General features: G+C 39.0%; 27 protein-coding genes and 1 pseudogene. 18 read left to right on the forward strand and 10 right to left on the reverse strand.

Annotated features, from left to right (window positions below):
- The first annotated feature begins 36 nt into the window (after positions 1-36).
- Positions 37-1014: an N-acyl-D-amino-acid deacylase family protein gene (locus CU635_RS23990; protein ID WP_245917549.1), complete on the forward strand. Its 978-nt coding sequence runs from the start codon at positions 37-39 to the stop codon at positions 1012-1014.
- 190 nt (positions 1015-1204) lie between these two features.
- On the opposite strand, the gene CU635_RS20870 is transcribed toward CU635_RS23990, so the two are convergent.
- Positions 1205-2104: a TetR/AcrR family transcriptional regulator gene (locus tag CU635_RS20870; protein ID WP_101579305.1), complete on the reverse strand. Its 900-nt coding sequence runs from the start codon at positions 2102-2104 to the stop codon at positions 1205-1207.
- A 184-nt stretch (positions 2105-2288) separates the two neighbouring features.
- On the opposite strand from CU635_RS20870, the gene CU635_RS20875 reads away from it, so the two are divergent.
- Entirely contained in the window at positions 2289-3818 is a 1530-nt protein-coding gene (locus CU635_RS20875; protein WP_101579306.1) for a DHA2 family efflux MFS transporter permease subunit, read from the forward strand.
- Positions 3819-4161: 343 nt separating this feature from the next.
- A complete protein-coding gene (locus CU635_RS20880) occupies positions 4162-4470 on the forward strand; it encodes a hypothetical protein (RefSeq protein WP_101579307.1) in 309 nt (102 codons plus the stop codon).
- A gap of 156 nt (positions 4471-4626) precedes the next feature.
- Here CU635_RS20880 and CU635_RS20885 read toward each other — a convergent pair whose 3' ends face one another.
- A complete protein-coding gene (locus tag CU635_RS20885; RefSeq protein WP_101579308.1) occupies positions 4627-6093 on the reverse strand; it encodes a S8 family serine peptidase in 1467 nt (488 codons plus the stop codon).
- Positions 6094-6345: 252 nt separating this feature from the next.
- On the opposite strand from CU635_RS20885, the gene CU635_RS23530 reads away from it, so the two are divergent.
- Together CU635_RS23530 and CU635_RS20890 are read left to right on the forward strand one after the other, a co-directional pair.
- Positions 6346-6522, forward strand: a complete 177-nt coding sequence (locus CU635_RS23530; RefSeq protein WP_180956513.1) for a hypothetical protein — start codon at positions 6346-6348, stop codon at positions 6520-6522.
- A gap of 41 nt (positions 6523-6563) precedes the next feature.
- Positions 6564-6854 carry a hypothetical protein gene (locus tag CU635_RS20890; protein ID WP_101579309.1) on the forward strand — a complete coding sequence of 97 codons (291 nt, stop codon included), beginning with the start codon at positions 6564-6566 and terminating at the stop codon, positions 6852-6854.
- A 129-nt stretch (positions 6855-6983) separates the two neighbouring features.
- On the opposite strand, the gene CU635_RS20895 is transcribed toward CU635_RS20890, so the two are convergent.
- Entirely contained in the window at positions 6984-7466 is a 483-nt protein-coding gene (locus CU635_RS20895; protein WP_101579310.1) for a DUF2512 family protein, read from the reverse strand.
- Positions 7467-7706: 240 nt separating this feature from the next.
- Here CU635_RS20895 and CU635_RS20900 point away from each other — a divergent pair, with 240 nt between their 5' ends.
- From CU635_RS20900 to CU635_RS23535, 3 genes are all read left to right on the forward strand, one after another.
- Positions 7707-8189, forward strand: a complete 483-nt coding sequence (locus CU635_RS20900; protein ID WP_245917550.1) for a GNAT family N-acetyltransferase — start codon at positions 7707-7709, stop codon at positions 8187-8189.
- A 213-nt stretch (positions 8190-8402) separates the two neighbouring features.
- Complete coding sequence (locus tag CU635_RS20905; protein WP_101579311.1) at positions 8403-9203, forward strand: SDR family NAD(P)-dependent oxidoreductase; 801 nt, start codon at positions 8403-8405, stop codon at positions 9201-9203.
- A 218-nt stretch (positions 9204-9421) separates the two neighbouring features.
- On the forward strand, positions 9422-9568 hold the full coding sequence (locus CU635_RS23535) for a hypothetical protein (protein WP_180955521.1): 147 nt from the start codon (positions 9422-9424) through the stop codon (positions 9566-9568).
- Positions 9569-10209: 641 nt separating this feature from the next.
- On the opposite strand, the gene CU635_RS20910 is transcribed toward CU635_RS23535, so the two are convergent.
- Positions 10210-10719 carry a hypothetical protein gene (locus CU635_RS20910; RefSeq protein ID WP_101579312.1) on the reverse strand — a complete coding sequence of 170 codons (510 nt, stop codon included), beginning with the start codon at positions 10717-10719 and terminating at the stop codon, positions 10210-10212.
- A 206-nt stretch (positions 10720-10925) separates the two neighbouring features.
- Between CU635_RS20910 and CU635_RS20915 the strand changes: the two genes are divergently transcribed.
- From CU635_RS20915 to CU635_RS20945, 7 genes are all read left to right on the forward strand, one after another.
- On the forward strand, positions 10926-11504 hold the full coding sequence (locus tag CU635_RS20915) for a hypothetical protein (RefSeq protein WP_101579313.1): 579 nt from the start codon (positions 10926-10928) through the stop codon (positions 11502-11504).
- A 165-nt stretch (positions 11505-11669) separates the two neighbouring features.
- On the forward strand, positions 11670-11888 hold the full coding sequence (locus CU635_RS20920; RefSeq protein ID WP_101579314.1) for a DUF1659 domain-containing protein: 219 nt from the start codon (positions 11670-11672) through the stop codon (positions 11886-11888).
- A gap of 29 nt (positions 11889-11917) precedes the next feature.
- Positions 11918-12136 (forward strand): DUF2922 domain-containing protein, encoded by a 219-nt coding sequence (locus CU635_RS20925; protein ID WP_101579315.1) that lies wholly within the window; start codon positions 11918-11920, stop codon positions 12134-12136.
- An 89-nt stretch (positions 12137-12225) separates the two neighbouring features.
- On the forward strand, positions 12226-12363 hold the full coding sequence (locus CU635_RS20930) for a YvrJ family protein (RefSeq protein WP_101579316.1): 138 nt from the start codon (positions 12226-12228) through the stop codon (positions 12361-12363).
- A 201-nt stretch (positions 12364-12564) separates the two neighbouring features.
- Positions 12565-12765 (forward strand): cold-shock protein, encoded by a 201-nt coding sequence (locus CU635_RS20935; RefSeq protein ID WP_101579317.1) that lies wholly within the window; start codon positions 12565-12567, stop codon positions 12763-12765.
- Positions 12766-12970: 205 nt separating this feature from the next.
- Complete coding sequence (locus CU635_RS20940; RefSeq protein WP_101579318.1) at positions 12971-14116, forward strand: exonuclease SbcCD subunit D; 1146 nt, start codon at positions 12971-12973, stop codon at positions 14114-14116.
- On the forward strand, positions 14113-17250 hold the full coding sequence (locus CU635_RS20945) for an AAA family ATPase (RefSeq protein ID WP_101579319.1): 3138 nt from the start codon (positions 14113-14115) through the stop codon (positions 17248-17250). The genes CU635_RS20940 and CU635_RS20945 overlap by 4 nt, the downstream gene beginning before the upstream one ends.
- Positions 17251-17530: 280 nt before the next feature.
- Here CU635_RS20945 and CU635_RS20950 read toward each other — a convergent pair whose 3' ends face one another.
- The 4 genes from CU635_RS20950 to CU635_RS20965 all read right to left on the reverse strand — a co-directional run bounded on the left by CU635_RS20950 (position 17531) and on the right by CU635_RS20965 (position 20384).
- Positions 17531-17980, reverse strand: a complete 450-nt coding sequence (locus CU635_RS20950) for an HIT family protein (RefSeq protein WP_245917551.1) — start codon at positions 17978-17980, stop codon at positions 17531-17533.
- Entirely contained in the window at positions 17967-18713 is a 747-nt protein-coding gene (locus CU635_RS20955) for a hypothetical protein (RefSeq protein ID WP_101579320.1), read from the reverse strand. Before CU635_RS20955 ends, CU635_RS20950 begins: the two co-directional genes overlap by 14 nt.
- Positions 18710-19627 carry an ABC transporter ATP-binding protein gene (locus CU635_RS20960; protein ID WP_101579321.1) on the reverse strand — a complete coding sequence of 306 codons (918 nt, stop codon included), beginning with the start codon at positions 19625-19627 and terminating at the stop codon, positions 18710-18712. The genes CU635_RS20955 and CU635_RS20960 overlap by 4 nt, the downstream gene beginning before the upstream one ends.
- A 76-nt stretch (positions 19628-19703) precedes the next feature.
- Complete coding sequence (locus CU635_RS20965) at positions 19704-20384, reverse strand: 7-cyano-7-deazaguanine synthase (protein WP_101579322.1); 681 nt, start codon at positions 20382-20384, stop codon at positions 19704-19706.
- A 647-nt stretch (positions 20385-21031) separates the two neighbouring features.
- Between CU635_RS20965 and CU635_RS24160 the strand changes: the two genes are divergently transcribed.
- Positions 21032-21199, forward strand: coding sequence for a hypothetical protein (locus tag CU635_RS24160; RefSeq protein ID WP_257959302.1), 168 nt, complete (start codon positions 21032-21034; stop codon positions 21197-21199).
- Positions 21187-21456: pseudogene (locus tag CU635_RS23995) on the forward strand (SDR family oxidoreductase); the annotation flags it as partial. The gene CU635_RS24160 and the pseudogene CU635_RS23995, both read left to right, overlap by 13 nt.
- 90 nt (positions 21457-21546) lie before the next feature.
- Here CU635_RS23995 and CU635_RS20975 read toward each other — a convergent pair.
- Positions 21547-22830 carry a M48 family metallopeptidase gene (locus CU635_RS20975; protein ID WP_101579323.1) on the reverse strand — a complete coding sequence of 428 codons (1284 nt, stop codon included), beginning with the start codon at positions 22828-22830 and terminating at the stop codon, positions 21547-21549.
- A gap of 307 nt (positions 22831-23137) precedes the next feature.
- Between CU635_RS20975 and CU635_RS20980 the strand changes: the two genes are divergently transcribed.
- Positions 23138-23812 (forward strand): Dph6-related ATP pyrophosphatase, encoded by a 675-nt coding sequence (locus CU635_RS20980; RefSeq protein WP_101579324.1) that lies wholly within the window; start codon positions 23138-23140, stop codon positions 23810-23812.
- Between the two features lie 97 nt (positions 23813-23909).
- Here CU635_RS20980 and CU635_RS20985 read toward each other — a convergent pair whose 3' ends face one another.
- A complete protein-coding gene (locus CU635_RS20985; RefSeq protein WP_101579325.1) occupies positions 23910-24863 on the reverse strand; it encodes a Gfo/Idh/MocA family protein in 954 nt (317 codons plus the stop codon).
- Positions 24864-25012: the final 149 nt, after the last annotated feature.

Raw genomic sequence — 25012 nt, forward strand, 5'->3', positions numbered from 1 at the left:
GTCTACCCGCCAAATGTCTATTCAAATAAGGAAGAATTGATTGAACTTTGTAAAGGATCTGCAAAATATGGCGGAAGTTTTGTTGTTCATATTCGCAATGAAAGCAACCGATCATTGGAAGCATTAGATGAAGTCATTGATGTCGCCCGTCAGTCAGGAGTTAGACTGCATGTATCGCATTTTAAAGTAGCCGGTAAAAAAAACAGGGACAAATTTGTGAAAGCTCTTGAAAAGTTGGAGGAAGGAAGAAAAGAAGGGATCGAAATTACCTTTGATCAATATCCTTATACAGCTGGCTCAACAGTGTTTCACGCGATTTTACCACCTTGGATGCATTCAGGTGGAACCCAAGAATTATTGACACGGCTTGAGAACCCTATTGTAAGAGCACAAGTTAAGCATGATTTCGTGAATAATGATGAGTATGAGAACTGGGTAATGAATTGTGGATGGGAAAATATTATTATTACTTCTGTGTCAACCGATAAAAACCGGGAAATTGAAGGGAAAAGTATGACGGAAATCGCAGCTTTAAGAAAGACAGAACCGGACGAAGCTGCATTTGACTTACTATTAGAAGAAAACGCCGCAATCACGATGGTCGTCCATTGGGGCAATGAAGAAGATGTCATTTATGGAATGAAACACCCTTATCAAATCGTCGGTTCTGATAGTATATTCGGGGGAAAGCCACATCCTCGTCTATATGGAACATATCCACGAATTCTGGGGAGATATGTCCGTGAAAAAGGAATATTAACTTTAGAAGAGGCAGTCAGAAAAATGACAGGAGCACCCGCTCAATTATTACGTCTTAGAGACCGCGGATACATCCGCGAAGGACAATGGGCAGATATCGTGGTCTTTAATTCCAATAAAATAAATGATGAGGCAACTTATGAAAACCCATTAGCGATTCCCACAGGTATTCATTATGTTCTTGTCAACGGTGAAATCACTGTAAATGATGGAGCGTACACGGGTAGCACCGCTGGGAAGATTATTCGGCGGTAATAAACACTATCTAAGTTTTTTTCTCAATAGTTTTTATTTCTTCATTTAATCATGCTAAATATGAGTGAAGTGGATATGTAACTAATTTGCTGAATAGATGTAAATAAAATTGAAACAACAAATAAAAATTTACCGTTTTCAGAATCCGGCGCCAACCAATTAAGCGCCGGATGTTCTTCATTATAGGACATTAACCTAACTCCTCAATTTGATGAAAAAAAGATTCAACAAGTTGATCAAGCTTTTGTACGTCTTTTTTTGCAAAAGCTGCCTGACCCGTTTTAAAGGATAAAAGGGCACTTTCAATCAGAAATTTTCGTGGGTTCTTTGAATGCAATAGCTCATCCTGAATGAATTCGAGTAACTCCATGTATTTTGTCTGTGCTTCCCGATGGTTTAAAGCTTTTTTCAAGACTAAAACAGTATGATAAAGTTCCTGCTGAAAAGCCTGGTCGGTATTGCGACAGTCAGGCAGCAAATTTTCCAAAAGCTCAGGTTGAACTAGTTGATCACCTGATTTTGCAACTTCGTCAACCATCCGCACTATTCGCTCTACACTATATCGGACCACTTGATGGACGCTGTGATTTGATCCATGCGCCAGTTCATGATATTTAAGGTTTTGTTGTAGAATTCCCATAAACATGATGGCGCAATCTAACAAATACGGTTTTTTACTATCATCGAAAATGTCGGTGAATCGCTGGAATAACCAACGAAGCGTTCTCAATTGACCTTGCTTAATAAATTGTTTAAGCTCTGGATCATTTGAAAAAAAGACTTCTTCAAAAAGGGATATTAACTTATTTGTTCTATTTGTCTTCAATTGCAGTTCAATCTGCTTAATGAAGATGTCAATATTTGAAGGATTTTGACCAATCAGCAATTCATTTCGATTTTTTTCCATCTTCTTGTAGATCAATTTAAAAAGAGCGATTAATAACTCATTTTTAGAAGAAAAATAATTATAAAATGTTCCTTTGGAAATTCCGCTATAGTCCAAAATATCTTGGATGGATGTAGCTTGAAAGCCTTTATCTATAAATAATTGGTGGGCCATTTCAATAACATGCTGTTTCCTGTCGTTCATCTAATCACCTTTATTAAAATTAGACTTCCTGTATAAAAATCATCGTACAATATTTTCCCCGTTTATACAAACCCATCATACAAGGCGTTTATTTTATTGCAGTATTTATACTGTTGGTATAATATAATGTCTATGTGTAACAAGAGTATAAAAAAATGAACTAAACGTCTATAGGAGGAATACAATGGATCATTCCATAAATAACACTGATCGTCCACCATACGGGATTCTAGCTGTCCTGATGGTCGGAGCTTTCATTGCTTTTTTAAATAATACATTATTAAATATCGCATTACCATCAATTATGACAGAATTAGATGTTGATGCACCAACCGTGCAGTGGCTGACTACAGGCTTTATGCTGGTGAACGGAATCATGATTCCAACTACGGCTTTCTTGATTCAAAAGTATTCTGTTCGCCGCCTGTTCATAACAGCGATGGGTTTGTTTACAGCCGGGACGATTATCGCCAGTCTTGCGCATGTCTTTCCTGTTTTATTAATTGCCCGGATGGTACAGGCTTCGGGAACAGCGATTATGATGCCGTTATTAATGAATGTGATGCTGACGAGCTTCCCGCTGGAGAAACGGGGAACGGCGATGGGCATTTTTGGTCTAGTCCTAATGTTTGCACCCGCGATTGGTCCAACATTATCAGGGTGGATCATTGAACATTATGACTGGAGAATGCTTTTCCACTTTGTAACGCCATTTGCAGCATTAATTCTATTGAGTGGCATCTTTTTGCTTAAAGATAAAAAAGATAAAGTGGAACTTCGTCTTGATTTTGTATCACTTTTGCTATCAAGCGCAGGATTTGGTGGTTTGCTCTATGGCTTCAGTTCTGCCGGCTCTAAAGGCTGGGATAGCCCACAGGTATATGGAACGCTCACCATTGGGGCCGTTTCATTGTTAGTGTTTATTTTACGACAATTAAAACAAGACCGGCCAATGCTGAATTTCCGGATCTTTAAATTCCCTATGTTTGCTTTATCATCAGCCATTTCGATGGTCGTTACAATGGCGATGTTTTCTGGTATGCTGCTTACACCGATCTATGTGCAAACGATACGAGGTATTTCCCCGCTTGATGCGGGTCTTATGATGCTGCCTGGTGCTATTGTGATGGCTTTAATGTCACCAATTACTGGTAGATTATTCGATAAGTTTGGCGGCCGGATGCTAGCGATCATCGGCTTATCCATTACCGTGGTAACAAGTTATTATTTCAGTAGGTTGACGCTTGAGACGACCTATACACAGTTAATTATTTTATATACTGTTCGAATGTTTGGGATGTCAATGGTAAACATGCCGGTTACAACAAATGGACTAAACCAACTGCCAGCTCGCTTCTACCCGCACGGTACAGCGATGAACAATACCCTGCAGCAAGTCTCCGGTGCGATTGGAACGGCTTTGTTGGTGACGGTTATGTCAATCCGCTCAGAAACGCATGCGGAAGAACTCGCTGATTCTGCCATAAAAAACTTGACAGGACAACCAACTCCAGCTGCGCTTGCTGAAATGAAACAGCAAATCGCGATGCAGGCAATGTTGGAAGGAATTAATGATGCATTCTTTGTGACAGTCCTTATTGCAGGCATTGCACTTGTTCTTGCTTTCTTCATCAAGCGTGCTAAACCAGCAGAAGATATAATAGAAGCAACACCATCTGAAAAAAAGATTGGAAATAAATTGGTGGAGAATTAAACCGCTCTATTTTTACACAAAAAGGTAAATATCTGTGAATTGTTGTGTGCCAAGAGATGCTGAACAACATTAGGCAATTCGAATGGGAAATAAAACAATTAATTTGAGACTCGCGATCTTAACAGCAATTTCTATAAAAAAATACACATCCAGCAGAGAAAGCTTCTTATCCATTAAAATGGATAAGAAGCTTTTGTTATGCAGATTACCGACTAAACTACCACAGTACCATTTTCCTGTTTGTTCGCAAAAGAGTTTAACTACACTTCATTAAGTGAAAAAATGAATGTAGTTTAAATTCCTCTAAGGGGAATAAAATTCATTTACTACGGAGGGGAAATGTATGCAGCTTGATTTTAAGTCGAAGTTTCTCACTGGTGCGCTGGCCGCAGGTTTAACGCTGGGACTAACTGGATGTGGCGCTGAGCAAGATCCTCCACCGGAAGAACAAGAGGATATCGAGGACGAACAGCAACTTCAGCAAGATGAAAAAGAAGCTATGCAAGAGGACCAAGAAAAGATTAAAGAAGCTGAACAAGAGTTACAACAAGAGCACAATGATGTACAAACAGAACACCCGGAAGTAGAAAATGCACCGGCAGAACCAGATGAAACGGACGAGCAAGAACAAGCGGAGAACTATGCTGGGTAGACAGCTTAAGACTTAAGAAAATCAGTTGTTTCCTCACTGGCTCAAGTAAACCGGTTTTTTCGAATATCAAAATGAGTTGACAGTGTAGAAGTAAAGAATAGCCCTCCATTTCTTTTTGGGAGGGCTTGATTGTTTTCAATACATTAATAGTGTTTATTATCTTGTTAAAGCATTGTAAATATTTGCTTCTCCCGAGCCGTATAGTGGATCCTTGCCATTCTTGCCATAATCAATAGCGGTTTGTTTGATTAGCGCTGTTACTTGAGCAGGACTTAGTTCAGGGTGAGCCGCTTTAATAACTCCTGCAATACCGGATACTTTTGGAGAAGCCATTGAAGTTCCATGCAGCAAGGCATAGCTGTGAAGATTGGAAGTAATGTATGGAGCCATATACGTTGGCCATGTGCTTAATGTTCTATAATGGAAATCTCGCAACTTCAAATCACGAGTATCGTGATACAAGGGACCATTATCGCCGCCGGGCGCTGCCACATCGATTGAACGGGAACCGTAGTTAGAATAAAACGCAATTTGATCAGTTGACCATTTATTTGAAGAAGAAACGGTAACAACACCCGGAAGCTGTCCTGGAACTTCAATCGACGCACCTTTGAATTGGTATCCCAGCTCCCCGTATGTTGCGTTCATATAATCTGTGATCTCTGTCGGATTATTAAGATTTAATGATTCATTCCCTGCAGCTACGACAACGGTTACGTTTTTCTTAACAGCATATTGGATCGCCCGTTTCCAAACAAGCATATCGGCTACATCACTATATGAACCGCTATGTTGATATGTGTAACGGGATAGTGCATCAAATCCGCCAATTGACATGTTGATTACGTCCACACCATCATCTGCTGCTTGAATAATGGCATCCGCAATCCATGATGTGGCCGCTCCTGCGTTAGCTGGAAACACCCGATAAGCACGAATGCCAAGCTCCGGACCAACACCTTGTACTTTTCCATTTCCAGCAATCGATCCAGCTACATGTGTTCCGTGGCCATCGCGGTCTAAATAGTCATTTGGATCGCCTGTTTCTGTCGTGTCGTCTCCAAAAGCTCCTACTGGTACAAAATTTTCACCACCGAGCAAGTTGCCTTTAAGGTCTGGGTGGTTTAGATCAATTCCGGTATCGATAACTCCAACCACAGCACCGCTCCCTTTTTGAATATCGTACGAAGCACCGTCGTTGGTTACATTGTGAATATCCCACTGGTAATCCCAATAACTATCAATGTTCTCTGGTTGCGGAATGTCCGTAACAGGCTGTCCATCGGCAGCAGCAGGATCATTCTTTTTGTAGTCAAGCTGATGCTTCATTTCCAAGTTTGCAGCTTGAACATTGGAAATGGATTTTATATTTGATAGAAAGGCATCGTTGGATGATTCCACTTCCAAACTTCCGATTTCAGGTAACGCGCGAGCTACTTTACCGCCAGCTTTTGCGATCGCCTCTGAATAGTTATTGGGAAGATCGTGTTGAAAAGCGACCAAATATTTTTTTGCAACGGGCTTTGCAGAGTTTGCTGCTCTGGCTTCAGATAAACTCGTCCCTGCAATGATACTGCATGCTAAAGTGGCAGCAACGACAGAAGATAAAAGCTTATATTTCATCTAATCCCTCCATGAATTATATTATAAAACATACTTACATATTTAACGGGACCGGAGAAATATCCTTCTTGCATGCCACAAACAATCAAAAACAGGAAAAAAGGCACAGAGTATAGCTTGTCCAGTACAATTTTGGAATTAGCCAGTTGAAAGTCTGATGGTGGTGAGAAACTGCTCTTTGCGCCGAATCGACTGGCAAAATATCAGTTTAAAATTAAGCTGTTTACACATCCTAACAGTGGAGGTGAGACAATGGAAAACCGGAATCCAAAACAACCAACTACGAATAATCAAAATACCGATACGATGGCTGACATTCGGCAAGGGTTTATTGAAACGATCGGAGAGTCTGCAACAGAAGCGAATATTACGTTGGATAGCGATCGAATCATTCGAGAAAGAAGTGTTCTTGATAACGACCAATTATAACGCCCTGATTGGCGTTTTCTGTTTAAAAGGAGGTGTGTTGGATGGACAGCATGAAAGTAAGGTATCAAATCAAAAATTTGTATCTGAAAGTGGGCAATGTTACTCGTGACCAGGAGAGCTATGTTCTTTTAAAAGCTTTTGATGACAGTAATAATGAAATTGTATTGGAACTTACACACGAACAAGCTGGATTTCTCGAAGATCAGTTTTACGAAGCAAATCGCCGCTGGGAGGATCGGATTTCTACAGTCGAACCTGTATCGGATACTGAATTAGCACCCCATGTGTTCGAATTTAACGATGAGTATAATGGGGATCAATATACACCTTAGTTCTGTGGTTAGTTCATTTTAATACGTTGAATGAGTGTATTGCACGTGCAGATACACTCTATTTGTTTTGGATCACATATCGTTAGGTGAACAATATAAAAGCCCAATTATAAAATTGGGCCAAGTCAATTACTTTCTCTTTTTCTTTTTTGAGTTGTTCTTTTTTGGACTTCTCACATCAGGTCTGACAGGTGCCAATTCTTCTGCCGCTTCCGTTTGAATCAGGTTATTGTTAACTGTCGCATTTCGGTTCTCGTTAGTGCGTTCCGTTCTTTCCGCGCGTCTAGGTACAATACGATGATACAAGTATTCAGAGAATGCGATGGCAATGGAAGAAAATAAAGCAGCTGTAGATACATCGTCCACAAACGCTACATTTCTAGTCATAAAGTAAATGACGATGAATGCTATCCCAAAGTCAGCGATAGAAGCTGACAGATTATTTGTTCTACGCAATATAAGCAAATCACCCATAATATAACTTAACACAGTGAATACCACAGTTATCATTAGAACTTCCGTAAATCCTAAATTGTAAAATAACCCAAGAATAATACCTAGAATAATCAGCGTCGAAATAAACTTAATCGAAATCGCCAATGCATGCCGCATCTGATCAACTCCTTTTTAAGTTTATTTTGCTCGTCCTGTTTCAAAGTATACTCAGGAATCTTAGATGCAGGAGACCCGATCCGACCAGTTTAAATTTTTCGATAACTTCGCTCTATTGAAGAACATTATTGAATTTCCTCATTGAATAATAAAGAAGTTTAACTGCAGAAGGAAATCTAAAATAAGTGAAGAATTTTATTTATATGGATTGAACATTAGTAGCGTTTTGGGGGAAGAACTGTGAACGTAGAAATTAAATTAGGAAAAAGAGAAGATATCGCCACTGCCTATAAACTAATGTTAGAAGCCTTTGAAGAGTATCGATACCTTGAGATACCTTCTAGTGCATTGAATGAATCAGAAACGTCCATAGAAAACTCATTTATGAATGGTGCTGAAAAAATTTTATTATGCTTTTTGAATGGAACACCTGTTGGCACGCTAAGATTCAGTACAAAACTGCAATCCTTATATTTTTCACGAGTATCAGTTCCACCTTATGCACGGGGGAAGGGGCTGGCTAAGGCAATGTTATTGTGGCTGGAAAATTACGCGATAAAAGATGGTAAAACGAAAATCGAATGCAGGGTAAGAATGTCCTTACCTAAAAACATTCGATTATACGAGTCCATCGGTTACAAATTGCACAAAGAGGAAACGGTCACGAATCCTAATGGCTTTCAAGTAAAAACTGTCATAATGGAAAAATTATTAATCAAATAGCAACCTTGATTAAATCCCATGGGGCAAGAATAAGGTATGCATGTTAAAGCAGTATAGTTTACAGCGCTGCATCAGCAAGACGGTTAATGTGCTGCTTTTGTCTAATAGTGATGAACTAGAGTGCGGATGCAGACAAATCAATTGTCTTCAGATGTTCTATACTCTATATTAAGTGTTACTAAACGCAATTTTGGTAAGAGAGGATGATATTAAATGGAGCTTGGTATAAAAAATAAAACTGCACTTGTGACTGGCGGCAGTAAGGGGATCGGGAAAGCCATTGCCATCGCGTTAGCAGCAGAAGGAGCAAATGTCGTCATTTGTGCACGCGGTGAAGAAGCATTGAATGAAGCTAAGCACGAAATAGAGCAGAATGGTGGGAACGTACTTGCCATTCAAGCAGATTTATCGAAACAAGAGGATGTTGATCACCTGGTTTCAGCAGCCATTGATCGTTTCCACACGATTGACATTCTTGTCAATAATGCGGGAATTGCCAGTGGATTTGATGAGTTCGAATTCCTGGAAATCGAGGATTGGCAACGTCTTTTTGATATTAATCTTTTTGGGACAGTGCGTGTCACAAAAGCGGTGATCCCCTATATGAAAAAGGCAGGCAATGGACGTATTATCAATATTTCTTCAGAATCCGGTGTGCAGCCTGATCCATTCATGCCTCATTATAATGCGTCAAAAGCGGCTCTGATCAATTTTACGAAAAGCTTGTCAAAAGCATATGCGGACCAGGGAATTTTAGTCAATACCGTATCCCCGGCATTTATCATGACACCAATGTTGGAGAACTTGTTAAAAGATAATGCCAAAAAGCAGAACATCAGCTATGACGAAGCTGTTCAGCAATTTCTGAAGGAAAACCGTCCGCATGTAGAAGTGAAACGGCCAGGCACAGTCGAAGAAGTCGCATCTGCGGTTGTGTACCTCGCTTCAAGCCAGGCCGGCTTTATTAATGGAGTGAACCTTCGTGTAGATGGCGGGTCGGTAGCGAGCCAATAAAAACAAAGAGAGGGATATAAGCGTAAAAAGAACTAGTATAGGCGAAAATTTTAGAGTAGGAGCAAACAAAATCCGCTAAGTAAATTTCCTTGGTATACGCGAAAAAACTAGAGCGAAACACCAAAATGTACAAACCAACTTGTAGCGGTTTTTTTACATTAAAGTTAAATACTAGATGTTACGAGGTGATTGCAGTATGCGAAAGGGAGGACAAACTTATGGCGAAACCTTTTGAAGCTACTCCAGTTCTTCAAGGTCAAGATCTAGCTAATTTCGCTTTGTCATTCAACAAGAAAGATTCTGTTGCTAGTAAACAAAAAAGACAGTTAGCATTAGACATGCTTAGAAAAGCGACCAAGAAATAATTATGAAGTATATAGAGACTGGAGAATATGAGAAAATCCGCTTATGCGAAAATACAATTATGCTTCTTCTACATAAAATAAGTAGAAGGCTTTTTTATGCAATTAACTGTTGAAGTATTTGATTTAAGATAATGCTTAATATACAACTATGCAATGAGTTGTTCGATAAGCATATATTACAAAAACATAATTCAATGTTTTTGTATGTCAATACCACCATTATTAATGAGAACACTCATCTAACGTCTAACCCATTAAAACAGTTCCTCAAAATTTTCCTCAAACAGCCAATCAATTTAGTTTAAGCGATATGGAAACTGTTACAAAGGCAAGCGTCTCTGGAATCAAAGAAGTTATTGAAACTGAAGTCTTTTAGTTTTGGAAGGAGAAAAGATAGCATATTAAAACAAATTTCTATCAATGACAGTTAGGTGCTGCTGACACTGTTAATGCATCAATTTCTAATCTCTATGGTACTAGTTTTTAACTGTAGACAGAAGACTAGCAGACAATCTATTTGTCAATTACACAGAATTGCCTATTATTAAAATGTTTACTATACAACTGGTAGAAATAGAGATTATTAAAATTTCAAAGGCGAGTTTCAGTATAAACGCAAAGTTTGATAACCTACTATAATATTAATCATAATTAGAGAAAATGAAATTGATCATTTTCATCATTAAAAACATAAGCGAAAGTAATAAGAAAAATGATAAATAATCCGGTAAATAGGTATATAAATCAAACAAGTGCGATACTGATAAATAAAGAATATACCACATGGAAAGATTATAATAATAATCTGGAAGTTTACGACTAATAATAAAACGAATGTAGCTTAATGATTCAGATCGATCATACTTTTTCCAGTAAACAGCATCCCAAATTAAAAGTAGTGCGGAACCTAAAAATAAAAGTATGATCAGATATGACGTAATATGAATAAAAGACTTCAGTATGATAATAATGTTATAACTAATTAAATCTACATACTTGTTTACTACAATATTAAGCTCATTAAAAACTGCAGGAGAAAGTCCCTTCATTAAATACAAACTTACAGAAAAAATATACATCCCAATAAGTATATTCATTAGAGAAATATCTTTAAATTCTTTAATATCTGCAAGTCTTCCAACTTGAAACATACTAACACCCTCTATTTTTTAAATTTACTTTCTATATCGTATAAAATGTCTAGATTTTAACTCTTATTTGTAAAATAAGGGCTGTTATTGGAAAATCGTCACTATTAAGGAATGGCTTAGGGGAAAATAATTTTAATATAACAATAACATTACATTCATGTTACAATTTACTTGAAATTAAATTACATAAGCGGAGGATTTACATCATGGCAAGTGAATCAGGTAAGCAACTATTTCGCAAAAAATGGTCGGTATTGTTAATAGCTTTAACTATTATCGGGTCTATTGTTTCTGGATGCGGGAATAACAATAACGAAGATACTGAGGCAAAAAAAGATTTAGTTAAGGCTGAGAAAAAAATTGAAGAATTAGAGAAACAATTGGAAGAAGTGAAGGGTGAGCTAGTTTTGGCTCAAGCACCTAAAGAAGAAACTGTTGATGAGGCAGCAACCGGTACAACAACACATGAACCGGCGCCAGCACCCGCACCCGCACCCGCTGCAACACCGGCAACCACTGCATTTGAAAACCCTATCGCCCAACTGGATCCTGCAGTTGTTGCTAGTGAGATCAACAAGAAGGCTGAGGCTGATTGGGTTGACGACTATGAAATGCAAGACTATCAGGTTGAGAATCAAACTGCTGCTTATAACGAACTAAAGGCAATGGTCATCGACACTGATGTTAAGCAAACTCAAATAGAGCGTGCTATGCAGGATTGGGGAATGGACTTTGAGATGGTTCAGTACCAATATGAAAATCAAATGGAGGCATATAATAACTAATCACAAGGTGAGGCTGAAAAAGCCTTGCTTTTTTTTATATTTATTCAAATTAACACCTCTTTTCTGAAATCAAAATGGCGAAAGGGGTTTTTTATTTTTCCAAAGAAATAACCTGTCCGATCAGCGTCGATTTTTATATATAAAGGGTGAAGGGAGGTGATCATGATGGCGCAGGGATTGTTAATGGAATCGAGGCTTCGCCTGGTTTTTGAAAGTGGCTTGAATGAAAAAGGAGAGCCGATCTTTAAGACAAAAACCTACAACAACATCAAAAAGGAAGCTACTCCAGATCAGCTTTACCAAACAGCGTTAGCTTTAGCAGGGCTATGTGCGGACCCGTTAAGCACGGTTGAACGGAGTGACAGCTTGGACATTATCGCTTAATGAAAAAATAGGGAGAGGAGGTGGTTAGAGTGGCGAAAACAATGGAATTGCAGTTTTTAACAGATTCAGGTGCGATCGCTAGAGTTTCAGTCGACAATCCCAAGGAACCGATTGATCCTGTTGCAGTGAAGCAATCGATGGACCAAATTATTTTAGCCGGGGCATTTACAACCGCTAATGGTAATCTTGCAGCTGTTAAAGGTGCGAGAGTGGTTGAAAGAAATGTAACCGATTATGAAATAGCTTAAGAACAGGGCCGGGTTCGATTTTGAATCCGGCTTTTTTTCACAAAAATCCATCATCATTTCAGCCTGGGAAGGGAGGAGGAACAGAGCAAATGGAACAGATTATCCCATTCATTAGCGATGTGGGCTTTCCGATTGTTGTGACCCTTTATTTGCTGCATCGAATTGAGGCGAAGCTGGACAAAGTAGTTCTGTCGATTCAGGATTTACCGGACCGTTTGAAGGAATGATGCACTGTTAATAATATGCAATTTATCTTGACTTTACCTGTCTTTTATGGTAAATTGTAATAAGCCATTTTGCATCGTGTTCGATTTTTGCAAATAGCTTATTCAATGTTCCAAACGTTTGGATGAGTAATGTCAAGCTTATACGTTGTAAATCGGTTAATTTACACATGGCTTTTCAGGAGCTATTAGGAGGATTTTTCAATGAAAAACGGTAAAGTAAAATGGTTCAACTCTGAAAAAGGTTTCGGATTCATCGAAGCTGAAGACGGAAATGATGTTTTCGTACATTACTCTGCAATCCAAACAGAAGGATTTAAAACATTAGAAGAAGGCGAAGAAGTTTCTTTCGAAGTTGTCGAAGGAGCTCGTGGACCTCAAGCTGCTAACGTTGTAAAAAAATAATTAAGTAACGATTGTTCACAGCTCAACTCTTTTGGTTGGGCTGTTTTTATTTTGTTAAAAAAATCGCATTAGCAAATTGCTAGCAGTTTGATAGGTTATTGCTATTATTGTGGTGTGCCATTTTCCTTTAACTATGCACGCCATTCAAAATTCTCGTTTGTTATAATGGTAACATCGTAGTATCGATTATGAGAGGTGAAGGTTGTTGAAGTTTATACATACGGCTGACTGGCATTTAGGCAAGCTTGTGCACGGCGTTTATATGACCGAGGACCAGCGCGAGATTTTGAATCAATTTATTCATTTGGTAGAAGAGGAGCAGCCCGATGCGGTTGTAATCGCTGGCGATTTGTATGATCGTTCGGTTCCGCCCACGAGTGCTGTTGATCTCCTTGATGAGATATTGTACAAAATAAATGTTGAGCTCAAAACGCCCGTGGTCGCGATTGGCGGGAATCATGATAGTGCGGAACGCCTTTCTTTCGGAAGCTCATGGTACAAGCAAAGCAAACTGTACTTAACAAGCAAACTGACAGATGATTTACGTCCAGTACATATAAATGGAGTAAACTTTTATTCTATTCCTTACGCAGAACCGGGAACGGTCAGGCAGCTCCTTGCGGATGACAGCATTCATTCCCACCATGATGCGATGAAGGCGCTAGTTGGAAAAATAGAAGAGACGATGAATCATCATGAAGCGAATGTGCTTGTTGGACATGCATTCGTGCTCGGCGGGCAAACGTCCGATTCGGAACGGACTTTGTCAGTCGGAGGTTCGGGGTGTGTGAACGCCGAATTATTTGAGCCTTTTTCTTACACAGCTCTCGGCCATTTGCACAGTCCGGATGCGATCAAGCATGAAAAAGTGAAATACTCGGGCTCGCTATTAAAATATTCTTTTTCCGAAGCGACACAGCGCAAAGCTGTTTCTATCATTGAGATGAATGAAAATGGTGATTTCGAGCTGCGCAGCCGTTCGTTAACACCTAAGCAGGACATGCGCGAACTGGAAGGACATTTAGAGGAATTGCTTGACCCTCACTTTTATCAAAAACAATGCTGTGATGATTACCTGAAAATCACCCTTCTCGATGAGGGTGCGCTGATTGACCCGATCAACAAGCTTCGCCAGGTCTATCCAAATGTGCTCCATCTTGAACGAAAAGCAGCTTTAACAGATATGAAAAAGAAGCGTTCATTTACATCAGTGAAGGAAGAGAAAAAATCAGAACTTGATTTATTCGCCCAGTTTTATAATGAAATGACAACCTCTGAGTTTTCCACGGACAAGCGGGAGATCATGGTGTCTGTAATTGAAAAAGTGCTGAAGGAGGAAGGCCGGAAATGAAGCCGCTAAAATTGATGCTGCAAGCTTTTGGGCCCTATGCCGGCAGCGAAACGATCGATTTCACCACACTGGGAAGCAGGACAATGTTCGTTATTTCCGGAAAAACCGGCTCTGGAAAGACGACGATTTTTGACGGCATCAGCTATGCAATTTATGGGGAAGCGAGCGGAGAAGACCGCGACGGTCCCGGGCTCAGGAGCCAGTTTGCACGGGAAGAGGTGCTGACAGAAGTAGCGCTTGAATTTTCTTTGCGTGAAAAAACGTATTATATCGTGCGCTCGCCGCAACAGGATAAACGAAAAGAGCGCGGCGATGGCCATACGACAATCGGCGCAAGATCAGAGCTTTATGTTTTAAACGAAACAGGTGAACGCCAGCTTCTGGCGGCCAACGTCCGCGATACGAATGAAAAAATAAAAGAAATTATGCTCATCGACAGCAACCAGTTCAGGCAAATTTTGATGATTCCCCAGAACGAGTTCCGTAAGCTGCTGACTTCAGACAGCAAGGATAAGGAGCAGATTTTACAACGTCTTTTTCATACCGAAATATATAAACGGATCGAAGAAAAGCTGAAAGAAGAAGCGACACTTTTGAAAAAAAACGTTGAAAACCAGATCGAAGACAGGAACCGGACCATCAGTGCTGTTCATGTTCTTGACAATAAAGAATTAATAACCCTTTTAACTGAAACTCCTTTGAATGACTCGGTGATCATCCCACTTATCAAACAAGAAGTTGACGCAATGTCCACCCTTCTTGAAAAGATTGAGAAGGAAGGGAAGGCCAGGCAGGAGGATCGGGATAAGCTTCAGCAACAAATATATGAAGCGGAACTGATCATCAAGCAGCTGAACACGAAAAAAGAGCTTGAAGCGAAAATTATCGTGCTCGAAGAACAGAAGAGTGCCTTTGAAAAGAAGGAAAAAGATATCAGCCTTGCCCATAAGGCGGCCTTACTTTCGCAGCAAGAGGAGCTTTGCCATCGCTTGAAGCTTGAGCTGGATGAAAGCAAAAAGCTTCGTGATGGTGTACTTTTGAGTAAAAAGGGCCTGGAAGAGAAGCTTACAGAGTATGAAAAAGCATATCTGTTCGAAAAAGGCAGGGAAGACGAACGAAAAAAGGCAGCAGAGGAAGTTAGCCGCCTGCTTAGTATCGAAAGTGATGTTCGTTCGTTTGCAGATCTTAACGAACAAGTGTCCTCGTTAAGAAGTAAACTGGATGAGTCTGTCTCGCAGCAGCAACAATCGGAAGCCAGCATGACGAAAACAGAAAAACTGTTGAAAGATATGCTTGAAGAGAAGCTTGATATCGAAAAAGCACAGATCGCTTATCTCGAGAACGAGCGGAAGCTTGAAAAGCTAAATGCTGAACATGAGAAACTCACTAAATTTGAACAGCTATTGGTAAAGGAAAAGCAAGCTGAAAGCACCTATGCACAAAGAAAGAATATGTTTGAGCATACGCAAAGCCGGCTGATGGATGCGAGAGCCCTTGTTGACAACCTTGAAGAAAATTGGATTCATGGGCAAGCAGCGATTTTGGCAGGAAAGCTTGAGGATGGCAGCCGTTGTCCGGTTTGCGGCTCTGAACACCATCCGCTCCCGGCTGATGCATCTTCTGAGTCTGTGCCGAACGAGCAGGACATAAAGGCGGCCAAGCAGGAGGCAGCCGCACTTGAGCAGGAAAAAGCGAAAGTGGAGTCGGCGATGTTTGAAAGCCAGTCCTTATTGAATTCGCTTATTCAAAATCGTTCAGAGCTGCAAGCACAAATCAATCTCGAAAGTGGAGAAAATAGCGGTGAGCAGGTACGGATGCTGAAAATCAATATGGAAGCAGAACGAGAAAAGCTTAGCGAAATTCAAAGGCAGCTCCAGGGCAAAAAAACGAAGCTTGCTCAAGTGACTGCTGTTATTCACAAGGCTGAAGAACAGAAGCAGGCAATCCAGGTGCAATTACAGGAGCTCGCCCGCGCAATTCAAGATTTAACGATTCAATACACAGAAAAAAGAACAAACTTGATGAGAATCGAACAAACAATTCCCGAGAGCATCAGGACTCTGGCAGCCTATAAATCTGAACTCGAAAACGCTGAAAAAAGGGTGCGGAATTTGCAACAACGTCATGAAAAAGCCCAGGAGCTCTACAACGCGACGAAAGAAAAATTAGCAGGTGAAACAGCCCGTCATAATGAGCTTGAGAATCAGGCAACCAGTTTAGAACGGAAGCTTGGAATTGAGCGGGAAGCGTTTAAAAACAAGCTGTCAGAGCAAGGATTCGAAAATTACAACGTATACGCTGAAGCGAAAAAAACAGAAGCGGAAGTTGTCGAGCTTGAGCACGCTGTCCGCCAATACCGGGAGGAATATCGATCTGTGTCTGACAGGCATGCGGAATTTTCCGAGCTGCTTAAAGATGTAAAAGAACCGGACCTTGAAAGCATGAACGAAAACTTTAAGCAAATCACTGAACAGATTAAAGAGCTGCAGGAGCGTTACACCGATTTATTGATGAAAAAACGCAACAACGAGAACATTGTCTTAAAGGTCGATGAAATAAATGCGACGATGAAAGCACTTGAGGAGAAGTACAATGTTATCGGTCATCTATTCGAAATTTCAAAGGGGCAAAACACATACCGGATCACCTTTGAGCGCTTTGTCCTTGCTGCGTTTTTAGATGATATTTTAGCTGAAGCCAACGTGCGGCTCGGCAAAATGACGAATGGCCGTTACGAGCTGCTGAGAAAAACGGACCGTTCAAAGGGAAATGCCCAGAGCGGGCTTGAATTGCTCGTTTTCGATCAGTATACCGGCCAGGAACGCCACGTCAAAACACTTTCCGGAGGAGAAAGCTTTAAAGCGGCCCTTTCCCTTGCACTCGGTCTGGCAACTGTCGTCCAGCAATATGCAGGTGGAGTATCATTGGAAACAATGTTTATTGACGAAGGCTTTGGCACTCTCGACCCAGAATCACTCGACCAGGCGGTTGAAGCGTTGATGGATATTCAAAGTAGCGGCAGGCTAGTCGGCATTATCTCGCACGTACCTGAGTTGAAAGAGAGAATTGATGCACGGTTGGAAGTTATCGCATCGCAATCGGGAAGCAGAACAGAATTCAAGTTTATCAATTGAGAAACGAAGAGCATCGGACGGACGATGCTCTTTTTTCTTCTGTATTCACCAGGAGATCAACTTATCTAAAAGAATCCAGCTATTATTTCTATTTAAATTTCCATATAATCTAATGGAATAAGATTGTCTGAAAAAATAGTTAATTTTTGGTTACTTATATATATAAAATGTGCCCTCCAAGTACAAAGTTTTAATTTCTGAACAAATCCTTACACTTATTTTCTGACAAAGCACGTAAACCTTTTTCACTCTTACCGTATGGTTTTTCAGCAGACCCTAATTAATCAATTTGTTTTCTTTTAATTTTCTCCCAAATCTGAAGTAGATTATTTTTCTCCGCTGCAATATGATCCGTATACAATTTGAAGCTGAAATTTTCATCTGAGTGTCTAGGTATAATATGAAAATGAATGTGCTTAATATCTTGTTGTGCTTGATCTCCATTATCCGAGAGAACTGTAAAGTCATCACAAATGCCTGACTTAATTAATATTTGGGAAACTTTTATTAAGGAACTCATTAAAGCATTAGAAAGACCGGGTTCATCTAAATAATCAAGTCTCTCAATATGTTTATTAGGTATAATTAATGTATGACCAGAAGTGACAGGATTTATATCAAGAAATGCTGTTACATATTCATCTCTATACACTTCGAAACACGAAACTTTTTGTTTTATAATATCACAAAATATACATGTCCCCATTTTTTTCACACTATCCTTTACCAAGTGTTCCTCTCTTTCTAACGTTTGTTTCGCAAATAATAAAAAATAGCACTCCCATACAAAAAGTTAAAATCGAGGTAATCACAAATAATAAGTACTCTGAAATAAATATAGAATTTCCCACTATACTACGTTTTAAGAGTATAGTAGTTGAATATATGGGCATAATGATAGCATAAAAGCTATCATTTGGTGGCAATGATATAACAGCTAGCAATAAATACTGTAAAATTGGTATTATATCTTGTACCCTTTTGTATACTAACGCAACTCCAGCCATTACAAAACCAATCCCATACATACCTAGTAAGGAAATCAGCAGTACAGCAAGTGAATTCAGGCCCAATTCCACACTAGAGTTAGTAGTTATTAAGATTAAAATGACTAATAATACAGTTCTTGCGGAATTTACAATATTATCAGCTATAATTTTTGAAAAAAGAATAATCCAAAATGAGTATGGAGATAACCACCATTGTTCAATGGTACCTCTTGTTGATTCATTTAATATTACCCAGCCTGGTTCAGTAATAATCGCAAGTGAAAAGTACCATAAAGCATAACTCACAATAAAAATGGCACGTGAGTTACTATCCGTTTCCACAATATTATTAAATAACGTATATAAAGCAAAAAAAAGTAAAAAAGAATTTAAAATGGTAAATGCCATCCCAATTTTTCTATTAAGTATTAGATGCATCTCCTTTATGAAGTTCGCCTTTAAAAGCTCTATCATGCCGTGTCCTCATTCAACCAAAAATTTTTATAAGCTTCTTCTAATTTAGGAGTTGTCTTATTTATACTTTCAACATTTGCAATAGTCAACATTTTAAGGTAATCGTTAAGTTCAAACCCATTTTGATATTGTAATAAAATTTCATTTCTATCTTCAAAGACTTCATAAGCTATACCTTTATGTAAAAGGTTTTGGAGATCATTTTCTGGAATTTTTGTTTTATATGTAATTTTACAGTTAATCTGTGCATATTTGTTGATAAAATATTCAGGTTTGTCATTAAAGAGAATTTTACCGTTATGAATTACTATTAGCCGATCTGAAAGTTTTTGTAGTAAATCGAGTTGGTGAGAGGTTATAAGAACAATTTTCTCATTAGCCTTTGTTTGAGTAATAAGCTTTTCAAACTCATCAATTGAAAAGATATCTAACCCAAGAGTTGGTTCATCTAATAATATTATCTTGCTTGGAAGGATAAAATTTAAAATGATAGACACTTTTTGCTGCATGCCACGTGAAAGTTTGAAGATTGGTTTTGAAGCATGGTCATACAAATTAAATATCTTTAGGTAATAATCAATACTAGACTGTACATGACTCGAATATTTAAATCCCTTTAATCTATACAGATACTGGATATTTTGGTATAGCGTGAGTTCTGCATAAAAATTTCTATTACCTTCAAGCATTAAAGACATTTGTTTTAAATGTTTTTTGTTCCATTTTTCACCATATACTGTTATCAATCCTTTATCAGGAATTATTAATCCTGTTAAAATTTTCATTAGTGTTGTTTTTCCTGCGCCATTATGCCCTACTAAACTTACAATCTCTCCTTCATTGATATTAAAGGAGACATTATCAATAACATTTGATTCTCCATAAACTTTACTAACATTTAAAACACTCAACATTTAAACACACTCCTTAAAGCGATAATTAGTAAGAGCCTATATTTCTAATACAAGAAAAATAGGCTCTTACCTGCGATCAGGCCTTTATTTCAGCCTCAGATATTTTATTGATTTTATTTTCATAAAGAGTATTGTCGGTAATTCCATTATCTTTAAAAGCATGTTGTCTATCCTTACACGGTTCACACCAACCGCAATGAATGGTGCTGTTTGATGCACAACTCCATGTTTCTTCAATTGGAACACCAAGTTCAAATCCAATTTTTAAAACTTCAGCTTTTGTTTTATCGAGGAATGGCGTATGAATTTTAAACTCATTACCTAATTCGATTGAAATAGCCTTAGAAAGTAAATTAAAGAATTCATAATTATTTTCTCTAAATACAGCATCATCTTTGTGAACTGCATAGAACAAGTGGTTTGCACCAATTTGAGCCGCATATGAAGCTGCCAATGATATTGCAATTCCCGCTCCAAATGGTTTTATTTGAATTTCTCGAGATATAGCTTTACGAAGGATATGAATGGGACCACCATCACTCATGTAAAAATCACGTAAAACATTCTCGAAGCTAATAAATTTATGTGTTTTACTAACATGATTGGCAATGTACTTAGCTGTTCTTTTTTCTGCCTCCCCTTCTTTTTCTCCGAAGTTAAAGGTTAGGGTATGCAGTTCGAATCCTTGCTGTTTAATCCAGTATGCCAGAGATGATGAGTCTGGTCCTCCAGAAAGTAATAGTAATGCTTTTTCCATTTAAATTCCTCCTTCTCATGAATTATATTCATTATAGTCACAATTATTAGAAAATTCAAGTTTTACTAATAAATTTTTCAAAAAAAGTAAAAAATTCATTTTAAAGCATTTTATTTGTTCATAAACTTCATATAGAATAAATTGTTTGATATGTAAGAATTATTGATTTACGGACTTTGATATTTCAGAAATAGAGAGCTTTTTCTAACCAATTATTAATCTTTCCATATATCGGACTCATAAGGACATTTTTCTCGTATTCCCTATAAGTTTTGACCTTCATGAGCAATAAAAGCACCCGCTCTCTTTAGCCCATCTGAAGATAGCTGGTAAATGTTAAATTCAAGTTATATAGATAAATAGTTAAGGAAAGAAGAATAGAATATTTCGATGATATTTTTCCTAGTATTTCCATATATATGTTTTGACTGATCATAGTTGAGATTGAAATGGGGATTATTAAGAAACAATTTCCGAATGCTTCTGGGAGGTGCTGAAATAAAACAAAGTTAACGGCAAAACATAGAGAGACACACTAACCTAAATATGGATAGCGGCAATTTTAAGAATTGGATTTGTTGAAATTGAAGGCGTTGAGAACAGATATAACGAAGGAAGATGGAGCAGTATCGATGTGAAATAAAGTCATGAGTAGAGTATTAACAGGAAGTTTTCTTATGGCATTGGCAGTGTCCCCTCATTTAAAACGGCCAGGTGGACGAATTATCAATATTAGTTCAATTGCAGCGTTTACGGGTGCAGCCGGGCCGGTTCAACTGCATATGCTGCTGCAAAGGCCGGTCTTCACGGACTGACTACCGGTCTTGCGAGAGAATTGAGTCCTCAGGGAATCACAGTAAACGCTATTGCACCCGGATTCATCGCGGATACTGGATTTACAGGACACTGGCCATCTGAACGCATTGAGCAAATTGTTTCACAAGTTCCGGTTGGCAGAGCTGGACATGCAAATGATATCGCTGCCGGGATAAAGTATTTAGCATCTGAAGAAGCTTCGTTTGTAACAGGGGAAATCATTAATATTAATGGCGGCTGGTTGTTTGGCAGGTAGCATAGAAAAAGGCTTTTGTATACGAATTGAGCATACAAAAGCCTTGCCTTTTATACGGTGAATCACATCGTACTCACCAGAAATCAATTATCATGGTTGTACCGACTTTAAAAGCTCCACAAATTCTCCATAACCATAATCTTTTGCATAATCAAGTGCCGACATACCCTCACTGTCTACTAACGTCGGATCAGCGCCTGCTTCAAGCAAAATTTTAACGGCTTCCAGGTTTTCCATCGACACGGCAGACATTAAAGGTGTCCAGCCATATTCATCTTGAAGGTTTGGATCAGCACCATGTTCGAGCAGTGTTGGAATAAAGTCTGTTTCATCATAGCTAATTGCCAGTGTCAATGCAGTTTCCCCATACTCATTCATTTCATTTGGATCGGCGCCGTCAATTAATAGTTGTTCTGCCTCAGCAAGATCTTCATTAAAAATAGCTTGCTGTAAAGGTGGATCCTCCGCACTTAACATCCAATCAAGGGAAGGGACATTCTCGAGAATTTTAAACCCAGCGAAAAATAGTCCGGCAGACAAAGCAGGGAGCAGTACAAAAATAGTAAGCATAATTGCCACTAGCTGCTTTGTTTTTTTGACAAGAGGTATACTAGGTTCACCATGCAAGAATTTTTCTATTTCGTTTATTCTCTTTGGAATTGGCGGGTGCGTGGACAATAGCTCTGTCATTGTCGCAAAAAACCCTTTTTTCTCATTGTATTGCTGCTGATATTCTTCTATATTTACATCTTTGTAGAGTCGTCTCCCAGCTGCTAAAACCAATAAGCCGTTAACCGCACCGTCGGGTTCATCCGTATAGTAAGCAGCCATCCGATCGCAAGTGAATTCAGCCATTCTCGAAAAGCCGACCCCGACAAATGGTACCCACATAGCCGGAAACACAAGCAAAGTCTTGACGATGTGATTTCTTTTAATATGGGCGAGTTCATGGGCGATAACATAGTCAATTTCTGAACCGTTTGATTCAAGTGAAATGTCCACGAAATCTGAGTATAAGACGACCATATTCTTGCCGAACAGCGCAAAAACTTTGGTGGCGAAGGCGTTTAACGTCCCGCCGGATTCAACTATATATACTTCGGGTATTTGCTTCAGTTCCATGCGCTGGCTAAGCGTTTCAACTTTTTTATATAACTCGGGAAATTGTTTTTCCCTCAGTCGAATCCCATTCAGTTGAATATGGGAGATTGAGATCGCATGCGAGAAAAAAGACAGCAACGCAAAGAAAATAAAAATAATAATACCGATGATCGAAAATAATAGATAAAGAGTAACTAAAACAGCTGTGATGATACAAATAGCGAAAAGCAGCGTTTCTTTCTCGTGAACCAATTCTGGCCTCTGATTTTCCATGACTTCATTCTCCTTATGAAATAAAATTCCCCTGGTGTATCTTTTCTTCTTTAATACGGCGTTTCTTCCCGTTGGCGATCTGATCGTATTTGAAATTCTAATGGTTAGTTTACGTTATTTATAAAACACCTCCAATGACATAAATGTAATCGATTATTCATATTTTTGAAATGTTTTTTTAAAAGTAAACTAATGGAAGAGGAAAGCGACTGTAAAAATGTTTCTATTCAACAAGGGAAAATATGATATTTTAATGTTATGGGTTTTGTCTAACGGATTAGAATAACGTGAAAAGGGAGTTTGCTAAGTGGAAAAACGAATTGTTTTATCGTGGAGTGGCGGAAAGGATGGATGCATGGCGCTTGATAAGCTTACTAGCGAAGGTCATAAGGTTGCCTGTCTCGTTACAACGGTGCCTCTGGAACTGGGAAGAACGTTCGGACATGGAGAGAGGCTTGAGCTGATTCGGATGCAGGCGGAAGCGCTATCGATTCCGCTCCATTTTATTGAGTGTACGTTTGAAGAATATACAACTAAATTTATAACCAACTTAGTAGAATTAAAGGAACAGTACGCATTGACTGATATAGCGTATGGAGACCTGTATTTGGATGAACATCGCCAGTGGGGAGAGACCAGTGCTGCAAAAGCCGGACTTAATCCGCTGTATCCGCTTTGGATGAAGAAGGAACAGTCATTGCAAGCACTTGAAAAGTTTGTCAACTCCGGTTACCGTGCTGTGGCGATTAGGGTCCGGGACGAACTTCTTTCCGACGAGTGGCTGGGAAGAGAACTGGACAACGCGTTTGTCAATGATATTGCGAGGGAAAATGTCTGCCCAATGGGAGAGGCAGGGGAATACCATACTTTTGTCTACGATGGCCCTTTGTTTAAGAAAAGAATCGAACTTGAAGCGGGTGAAATCGTTCAGTTGGAAACCACGAAGCGCCTTGAATTTAAAGATTTTCGGTTTGAAGATTAAATTTTGTATTCATTTTATTAAACTATGAAAAGCGTCTCAAAGAAATCACGAGCACCGAATGAAAATAAGAGGGGGCAAACGAGAGCCCCCTCTAAAGTCAGCTTTTTAATAGTTTTTCTAAAACTGCCTGTACCGCAAATCCTTGTTCGAAGGTAACCAATTCAGAGTCGTGGCCATTATGTGCTTTGACAAGTTCATCGATTAAGTGAACAAGCGAATTTCTGGTTTCCAACGGGATTTCTTCTGGCTTTTCTCCGCTGCCGCCAACTTTTAAGATTCTCCAATCATGCAAAGAAATTGTTTCCTGAGTTCCATAAATCGTGAATGATATTTTTTCTTCCAATGCAATATCGCTGACACCATCTAAAAGGACAGGGGTACCATCCTCAAGCTTCAGAAATGCCATCATGCTCTCTTCGGAACGGCGATCATCAGCAGGGAAAAGGATCTTTGCGTGCTCTACGGTCAATTTACCAAACAATTGCAAGATGATTTGGAGATAGTGAGGAAACACTTCTCTCGTAAAACCTCCTTGTTCCTTCGAGCCGATCCAATCATTTTGCTGCCATGGGCGTGGCCATTCATGAAAATAACCTTTCACTTCAATTCTCTTAATCTCACCAACAGTTTGCTTCTGGACTTTTTCCTGGATTACTTGAAACGCAGAACTGTAAGGAGTCGGAAAATTCATGGCGTGGATAATCCCGGCTTCCTGTGCTTTTTCATACATTTCTTTCGCTTCTTCATACGAATTGGCAAGCGGTTTTTCGCAGAGAATATGCTTTCCGCTTTCGATAGCACTGATGACAATCTGGTAATGGTACTTAGGTGGTACTGCAATGTAGACCCAATCAATTTGTTTATTTTTTAATATTTCGTCATAATTGGTTGTCCAGGGTATGTTGCTATATTGTTCAGAAGTTTCCTTGGCCAGAGCTGGATTTGTATCGCAAAGCATTTCTACTGTAACATTGGCATGGATTGCAAACTGCTCCAATAATCTTTTTCCAACTGCTCCAAGCCCAATAATCCCTATCTTTAAGTTGTCCATAATCCACCTCTTAAAAGAAATTGTAACGCAATATATAAAATTTATTATACCATGACAGTGCAAATGATCAGATAACAGGTGAAAGAAAGTTTGAGTCAAGCATTTGTTGGCGGAATTTATTTCCACCTAAAACGTGTAAGCGGATTCAT

Origin of the sequence: Bacillus canaveralius, assembly GCF_002860125.1 — a bacterium.
Lineage (GTDB): Bacteria > Bacillota > Bacilli > Bacillales > Cytobacillaceae > Bacillus_BJ > Bacillus_BJ canaveralius.

Coding starts and splice junctions, on each gene's coding strand:
- CU635_RS20875 (WP_101579306.1), top strand. CDS start 2,289: ATGGATCATTCCATAAATAACACTGATCGTCCACCATACGGGATTCTA.
- CU635_RS20965 (WP_101579322.1), bottom strand. CDS start 20,384: ATGGAAAAAGCATTACTATTACTTTCTGGAGGACCAGACTCATCATCT.
- CU635_RS20910 (WP_101579312.1), bottom strand. CDS start 10,719: ATGTTTCAAGTTGGAAGACTTGCAGATATTAAAGAATTTAAAGATATT.
- CU635_RS20880 (WP_101579307.1), top strand. CDS start 4,162: ATGCAGCTTGATTTTAAGTCGAAGTTTCTCACTGGTGCGCTGGCCGCA.
- CU635_RS24160 (WP_257959302.1), top strand. CDS start 21,032: ATGAGTAGAGTATTAACAGGAAGTTTTCTTATGGCATTGGCAGTGTCC.
- CU635_RS20905 (WP_101579311.1), top strand. CDS start 8,403: ATGGAGCTTGGTATAAAAAATAAAACTGCACTTGTGACTGGCGGCAGT.
- CU635_RS20935 (WP_101579317.1), top strand. CDS start 12,565: ATGAAAAACGGTAAAGTAAAATGGTTCAACTCTGAAAAAGGTTTCGGA.
- CU635_RS20985 (WP_101579325.1), bottom strand. CDS start 24,863: ATGGACAACTTAAAGATAGGGATTATTGGGCTTGGAGCAGTTGGAAAA.
- CU635_RS20955 (WP_101579320.1), bottom strand. CDS start 18,713: ATGATAGAGCTTTTAAAGGCGAACTTCATAAAGGAGATGCATCTAATA.
- CU635_RS20870 (WP_101579305.1), bottom strand. CDS start 2,104: ATGAACGACAGGAAACAGCATGTTATTGAAATGGCCCACCAATTATTT.
- CU635_RS23535 (WP_180955521.1), top strand. CDS start 9,422: ATGGCGAAACCTTTTGAAGCTACTCCAGTTCTTCAAGGTCAAGATCTA.
- CU635_RS20945 (WP_101579319.1), top strand. CDS start 14,113: ATGAAGCCGCTAAAATTGATGCTGCAAGCTTTTGGGCCCTATGCCGGC.
- CU635_RS20920 (WP_101579314.1), top strand. CDS start 11,670: ATGGCGCAGGGATTGTTAATGGAATCGAGGCTTCGCCTGGTTTTTGAA.
- CU635_RS20930 (WP_101579316.1), top strand. CDS start 12,226: ATGGAACAGATTATCCCATTCATTAGCGATGTGGGCTTTCCGATTGTT.
- CU635_RS23530 (WP_180956513.1), top strand. CDS start 6,346: ATGGAAAACCGGAATCCAAAACAACCAACTACGAATAATCAAAATACC.
- CU635_RS20975 (WP_101579323.1), bottom strand. CDS start 22,830: ATGGAAAATCAGAGGCCAGAATTGGTTCACGAGAAAGAAACGCTGCTT.
- CU635_RS20890 (WP_101579309.1), top strand. CDS start 6,564: ATGGACAGCATGAAAGTAAGGTATCAAATCAAAAATTTGTATCTGAAA.
- CU635_RS20885 (WP_101579308.1), bottom strand. CDS start 6,093: ATGAAATATAAGCTTTTATCTTCTGTCGTTGCTGCCACTTTAGCATGC.
- CU635_RS20915 (WP_101579313.1), top strand. CDS start 10,926: ATGGCAAGTGAATCAGGTAAGCAACTATTTCGCAAAAAATGGTCGGTA.
- CU635_RS20960 (WP_101579321.1), bottom strand. CDS start 19,627: ATGTTGAGTGTTTTAAATGTTAGTAAAGTTTATGGAGAATCAAATGTT.
- CU635_RS20895 (WP_101579310.1), bottom strand. CDS start 7,466: ATGCGGCATGCATTGGCGATTTCGATTAAGTTTATTTCGACGCTGATT.